General features: G+C 66.7%; 6 protein-coding genes. 3 read left to right on the forward strand and 3 right to left on the reverse strand.

Features of this window, described 5'->3' with window-relative positions:
* Window positions 1-243 precede the first annotated feature (243 nt).
* A complete protein-coding gene (locus tag VM221_11670) occupies window positions 244-435 on the forward strand; it encodes a ferredoxin (GenBank protein ID HUT75475.1) in 192 nt (63 codons plus the stop codon).
* Between the two features lie 347 nt (window positions 436-782).
* The gene (locus VM221_11675) at window positions 783-2,105 is read left to right on the forward strand and encodes a radical SAM protein (protein HUT75476.1); all 1,323 of its coding nucleotides are present in this window, start codon (window positions 783-785) and stop codon (window positions 2,103-2,105) included.
* A gap of 17 nt (window positions 2,106-2,122) precedes the next feature.
* Here VM221_11675 and VM221_11680 read toward each other — a convergent pair whose 3' ends face one another.
* Window positions 2,123-3,766 carry a beta galactosidase jelly roll domain-containing protein gene (locus tag VM221_11680; GenBank protein ID HUT75477.1) on the reverse strand — a complete coding sequence of 548 codons (1,644 nt, stop codon included), beginning with the start codon at window positions 3,764-3,766 and terminating at the stop codon, window positions 2,123-2,125.
* Window positions 3,767-3,954: 188 nt separating this feature from the next.
* Between VM221_11680 and VM221_11685 the strand changes: the two genes are divergently transcribed.
* On the forward strand, window positions 3,955-4,185 hold the full coding sequence (locus VM221_11685) for a hypothetical protein (GenBank protein ID HUT75478.1): 231 nt from the start codon (window positions 3,955-3,957) through the stop codon (window positions 4,183-4,185).
* Between the two features lie 19 nt (window positions 4,186-4,204).
* On the opposite strand, the gene VM221_11690 is transcribed toward VM221_11685, so the two are convergent.
* Complete coding sequence (locus tag VM221_11690; GenBank protein HUT75479.1) at window positions 4,205-4,402, reverse strand: cold-shock protein; 198 nt, start codon at window positions 4,400-4,402, stop codon at window positions 4,205-4,207.
* Window positions 4,403-4,737: 335 nt separating this feature from the next.
* On the reverse strand, window positions 4,738-6,185 hold a 1,448-nt coding region (locus VM221_11695; GenBank protein HUT75480.1), incomplete at its 5' end, for an alkaline phosphatase family protein.

Consider the following 6,185-nt stretch of genomic DNA (forward strand, 5'->3'; position numbering starts at 1 on the left):
TCCGTGACGCCGTCAAGTCGCGACGCGCGCAACGAACTTATCCACAATCCACACCTGGGCCTATCCCCCCCAACCTCGCGGGAGGGAGGGGGACATTTTCCCTGTGCAGTTGCATGGGGACATAATCGCTATGCTACCAGAGCCCCGCGTGTTGCTCTTGACAGCGGCCACAGCGCGCCATATCATTAGCGCGTCCGCTCCGCATCGCACCTGGAGCAAAACGCCAAGGAGGAACGTGTCGCGATGCCCGTTCAAGTTGACGCCGATCTGTGCACCGGCTGCGGCCTGTGCGAGGAAACCTGTGCCAGCGTTTTCAAGCTCGATGATGAGGAGGGCGTAGCCCGGGCTCTTATCGCCAACCCCGAAGGCGATGACCTCGAGTGCGCCAAGCGTGCGTCGGAGGAGTGCCCGGTCGAGGCGATTAGCGTGAGTTGATTCTGCTCGAGAGTTCCGGGCCGCTGCCTCGGATCGGCGCCGATCCGCCAAGTCCCCTCCCGCAGCCCGCACCCGGGGGCCGCGCAGCGGACGCCAGCAGGGTGCTCGATCAATCCTAACCGGAATGATCTCAGCCGGTCCCGGGCTCGATGCTCACCGTCGTCGGCCGCCGGCCGTTCCCCGGACGGCGGCTGTTCGCTTTCTTGCCCGCTCCCAGCGAGCGAACCCGTTGGGGCGGCCGCGGATCGAGGCCGACGCTGCACAGCAGTCCGGTCGCTCCAGCCGCGCAGGAGAATCAGCCGCATCCGGCAAAACATTGGCAACAGATATGAACACAGGTACCCTTAATGACAAGTAAGCCCCGCATACTCCTGATTGCGCCCGATCCCGGCTGTGTCGGGAACCGGCGGCCGCGCATTCGCCTGGCGAAGACGCTGTTTCCGCCGTTGGGGCTGCTGACGATAGCCGGCACCACCCCCGCGGACTACGATGTGTCGGTCCTGGACGAATCCGTGGCCCCCGTGCGCTACACCGCGCAGGTGGATCTGGTCGGCCTCACCGCCAACACCGCCAGCGCCCCGCGCGCGTATGAGATTGCCGCGGGATTCCGCCGGCAGGGCGTGCCGGTGGTCATGGGCGGCATCCACGCCACCGCGCTCCCCGAGGAGGCGCTGCGCTACGCCGATGCGGTGGGCGTGGGGGAAGCGGAGGGCTTCTGGGCGCGGATGCTCGCCGACTTCTCGCGCGGCAAGTTGGAGCCGGTGTACCGCAACGAAAGCTATCCCGAGCTCGACAACCTGCCGCCGCCGCGCCGCGGCCTGGTGTCGCGTAAGGACTATTACCTGTTCAACACCATCCAGACCAGCCGCGGCTGCCCGTTCCGCTGCAGCTTCTGCTCGGTGCACAAGTTCTTCGGCGGGCGCTACCGCATGCGCCCGGTCGAGCAAGTGCTGGAGGAGCTGCGCCGGTTGCCGCCGGACGGCCCGCTGATCTTCGTGGACGATAATGTCTTCGGCGATAGCAAGCGCGCCCAGCAGTTGATGGAAGGCGTGCTGCCGATGAAGCGCGCCTGGTTCGGTCAGGCGTCCATGGATCGGCTGCAGGACGAGGACTTCCTGCGCCTGGCCGGAGCCTCCGGCTGCCGCATGCTGTTCGTTGGGTTCGAGTCGCTCTCCAACGAGAACCTGGCGGACATGAACAAGCGCTTCAACCACCCCGCCCAGATCAAGGAGACGGTCGAGCGGCTCCATCGCTGCGGCATCGGCGTCCTGGGCGCCTTCATCGTCGGCCTCGATCACGACGACATGGGCACGTTCGACCGCATCGTCGCCCTCGCCGAGGAGGTCAAGCTCGACGCGATTCAGATCGCCATCCGCATCCCCATCCCCGGCACCGATGACGCCGAGCGCATGGCCGACTGCATCTTCGATCCCGACTACACCAAGCGCGACGGCGCCCACGTCGTATTCCGCCACCCCAAGATCTCGCCGCCGCAGTTGCTCGAGACCGGCCTGCAGGACGCCTATGCCCGCTTCTACAGCCGCCGCGGCATCAAGCTCCGCCTGGCGGGGCAGACCGGCCCCCACGTCCGGTGGTCGCGCCGCGTCAATCAGGGCTTCAGCCTGCGCGCCAGCAAGTGGCTCAAACGCCTGGGGGTGACGAAGAAATAGGTCGGCGTGCCGCGCCGTCACCGGTCGCGCTTGGGCGAAATGAGCAGCGCCGACTTCCACAGCCCGCCCATGCCGATGGAGTCCTCCACTCGCACCACTACCAGGTTTTCCGCGCCAGGGCGCACATAAGGCGTGGCGTCAATCTCGAAGCGCTCGTGCCAGGTGAACCCGAGCAGACCAAATTCGCCGGCGAACTGACCGTTCACCCACACCTTCGCCGTCTCGTCCGCGGCGCCAAAGGCAAGCAGCAGTTGGCGTCGCGCCGCCGACTGGGGAATGGTGATTCGCACGCGGTACCACCCCACGCCGTCATACTCGGGATAGCCCTGCTCCTCCCAGAACTTCCCAATCTCGATCGGCCTCCATTCCGACTCGTCGGTGCCGGGGGCGAACCATTGTTGATTCTCCCCGACGCGCTCGGGGTCGAGCCGGAACCGCCATGCCTTCGGCAGGTCCATGACCTTATCGTATTTCGACCACAGCATGCCGAAGGTTGCCTCGTCGTCGTGACCCGGGATGCTCGACGCCGGGGTCATGTAAGCGGCCTCCCCGGGGACCTGGCGCGGCGTGCGCCAGGTCGGGTCATGTGGAGTGCGGGCGTTGCGCACCGCCTCGGCGTAGCCCGGTGGCAGGCGCTCGCCGGTCCACCAGTTGGGCTGCTCGCTGTACACCCAGACGTACCTGTCGGTCGCCGCCAGCGCGCGGTGCAGAGCATACTCGAATTCAGTCGGCGACAGCCGGTTCTTCTCCGGCTGGTCCACAAACCAGCCCACCGAGTTCCAGCCTTGATCCATGTAGAGGCCAAACGCGAGCCGCATGTGCTTCCGGTACAGGTCGGGGACGGCCGAGAACTTGGCTGCGGCTGCGGCGAAAGCTTGCCGCGCGGCGTCGAACTGAGCTGCGTCGCGGAAGGGGTAGGAGCCTTCGTATCCGTCCACGATCAGGGTTCGCGGTCCCGCGGCGTCCAACATGCCGTCAACAAATGCGGGCAACAAGCCATAGCCCGCATCCTGGAGCCGATCGTGCGGCGTCTGGTGCAACAACGAAGGCCCGAACGTCATCATCACCACCGGCGCCGCCATCTCGCTCTCGATGGCGCGCATGAATTGGCGGCCTCGCGCGCGCACCTGCGCCGCGTACTCCGCGAAGCTCTTGTCCGCCGAGTACTTCTGGCCGCGGTAAGTGAAGACCGGCGCCTGGTACATCTCCACGTCGAACATGAACCCGCGCAGCCGCCCCGCCGCCGCCGCCTTCGCCAGCAGCCGCGCATTCTCGACCACGTGGTCGAACTCCGGGTCGAACCAGTCCACGTCTCCCGGCGTGACGGTCATGCGTAGGAAGTTGTCGGTGAAGCGGCTGAAGCGGGTCGCCTGCAAGTCCTCCATCGCCGACTGCAGCTCTGCTTCCGTGAATCGCCGCCGGCCCCAGTTCTCATGCGAGAAATAGACGGGGCCGTCCTTGGTCCACGCGCGGGCAGCCAAGATCACGCCGTCAAACGGTGTCTGCTCCATCTCGGCAATGTGTGCGCGCAGATAGGCCGTGTCGGGCTGATCCCACCCCCACTCGATGATCTTCTTCTCCCGGCCGAGGTCCCGGGCGGCGAGGCACGAGCCTGCGGCCAACCCGGGGACCATGATCGCTGCCACCACTCGCTCCCGCATTGTCGCCTCCTTGGTCGCGCCGGACCCACTGGTGACATTCGCATTTCGCCGCCATGTCCCTGCCGCCCGCGGTGCCGCAGGATAGGCATCGGCGGCGGCGAGAACGACATCGGGCGGCGGCCCGCAAGCCGTGTCACCTCGGACCCTGGGCCCGACGACGATGATTGACGACAAGCTTGGTGATTGGCATGGATGACGACGCAGACGAGCCGGCCGAGGCCATTGTCGCGGGTGGCGAGAAGGTCCGGCCTGCCCGGTGCGAGATGGTCGCGCACCGGCGGCGTTGGGAATCCGAGGTCCTTACCGAGCACCACGTCGCCCTCCCCACCATGCATCGCCTGGGCGCGATCGGCGACCCCGCAGACCCTGATAAAGCCAAACGGCCCCGGGGCATATCCCGGGGCCGCGCGTTTTACTGACTAACGCTTGCTGGCGGTCCTACTGCGGGCGAACCTGGGAGGCCTGCAGGCCCTTGGGGCCGCTGGTCACCTCGAGTTCGACTGCCTGGCCCTCGCTCAGGGAGCGAAACCCATCGGCCTGGATCGCGGAGTGATGAACGAAAACATCACCCTCGGCGGTCTCGATGAAGCCGTATCCCTTCGCTTCGTTGAACCACTTGACTGTGCCAGTCGTCATGCGCGAATCTCCTTTCCGAAAGTGCAAGCCACAAGCAGGAGGTCGCACATGCGCTGACCGTTCAAGGGGGAAAATGCCTGGGGTATTGCCGCTTTCCATACTGACGATTTACCATCGTCAATCATATGATGCCACATTTCCGGCTGCACGTCAAGGCCATTGCGGGGTGGGTTCGCGGATCTTTGGTACGGGGCGAAAACTCCTCTCCCTGCCGGGGAGAGGCAGAGTGAGGGTACGCCTGCCGGACGCCTACCCCCAGACGGCCCGCAATCACGGGCCGCGCGCTCCCCCACGGAAGAGGGATTGTGTGGCTGTCGCGGCGCGTTCGCCCCGGGCTACGCCAGCAGGTCCCTCATCACCGCGCCGTCGCAATCGGCCGGCGGCTCCACTCCCATCAGGTGAGCGAGCGTGGGGACGATGTCACACATCAGGACCGGCGCGCGCCGGGTCACCGCTTGGGCCACGCCCGGGCCGGTCATGGTGAACATCGCGGTCTCCGATCCGCGCCCCAGCCGGGTCGAGGGGCGGCTGCTGCCGTGGTCGCCGGTGTAGGGACCGCGGGCCGACTCCACCAAAGCGCCGTCCGCGGTCACCGCCACTTTGCGATAGACGGAGACGCCGGGCCGGCTGAAGAAGCGGAGGTCGCCGTCGCGCGGATGTCCCAGGCCGTAGAATCCCCCATCCTCGAGCTTGAAGACCTCCGCCATGACGTGACGGCCATCGTCGTCGCGCCAACCACGCAGGGCCTCGATCACCTGCTCCCGCAGCGCTTCGTATTCGCTGGGTTCGACGATGCCCTGGGGGTCACGTCCCTTGAGGTTGACCCACACTTGGGTAAAGGGATGCATGATGACGCGCGTGCGCGACCAGTCTATGACCGCAGTGCCCGCGGCGTCGAAATCGGCGACGAGGTAGCCCTCGCCGCGCAGGAAGTTGTTGACCGACGCCTGGCGCACCGCGGGGGTGAGGCCGTGATCGGAGAGAACGACCAGCAGCGTGTCGTCATCCATGCCGTCGAGGGCGACACCGACCATCTCGTCGGCGATGGTCTGGAGGCCCCGGTGGATACGCTCGAAGTGCTCGAAGTGGGTGGAATCGTGCAAGGGCGAAACGGGGTCAATGGCATGAAAGAAGAGGTGATAGAACTTGTCGAAGGCGTGCCACTTGGCGAACACGGCGGCGACGCCGTCGTTGACCAGCTCGACCGCCGCGCGCGCCTGCCACAGGCCCTGCTCGCGGAAGGCGTCGAGCATGCCTTCGCCGTCGAGCCAGCCGCTCAGCAAGCGGGAGATGTCGAGGGTGTCACGATAGGGGCCGAGCCTCCGCGCCAGGGCGGCGCTGACCTCGGGGGGATCAGAGAACTCGGTGCGCGGATAGATGGCCGATGTGTAGAGAGCGAACTTGCCGTTGGCGGCATCAATCACCCGCGGCCGCAGCCGGAACTGCACCTCCACCGGCCGCCCGTCGCGGGCGAAGGTCGTCGTTATCACCGCGCTCCATTCGTCCACGCCGACGTCCGCCAGGCGGGCGCTGTAGTCAGCGCCGGGCGCGATGACCAGGCGCTCACCGCGGGAGGTCGAGACCAGCAGCGCCAGGCATTCCAGCGCGCCCGCCCAGTCGGGGTTGGCGGCAAGCATGCGCAGCACCGCTTGAGCGCGGGGTGCATAGTCGCCTGGCAAGTTGGCCCACGTGTCGGGCGGCGTCGTCTCGACGTCGGTCTGCTCGCGCCAGCCGTAGGGACCGTCGAGGACGACCCCGGCGGCATAGCCATTAGCGCGCGCGG

It is taken from the genome of Armatimonadota bacterium, assembly GCA_035527535.1.
In the GTDB taxonomy this organism is placed as follows: Bacteria; Armatimonadota; Hebobacteria.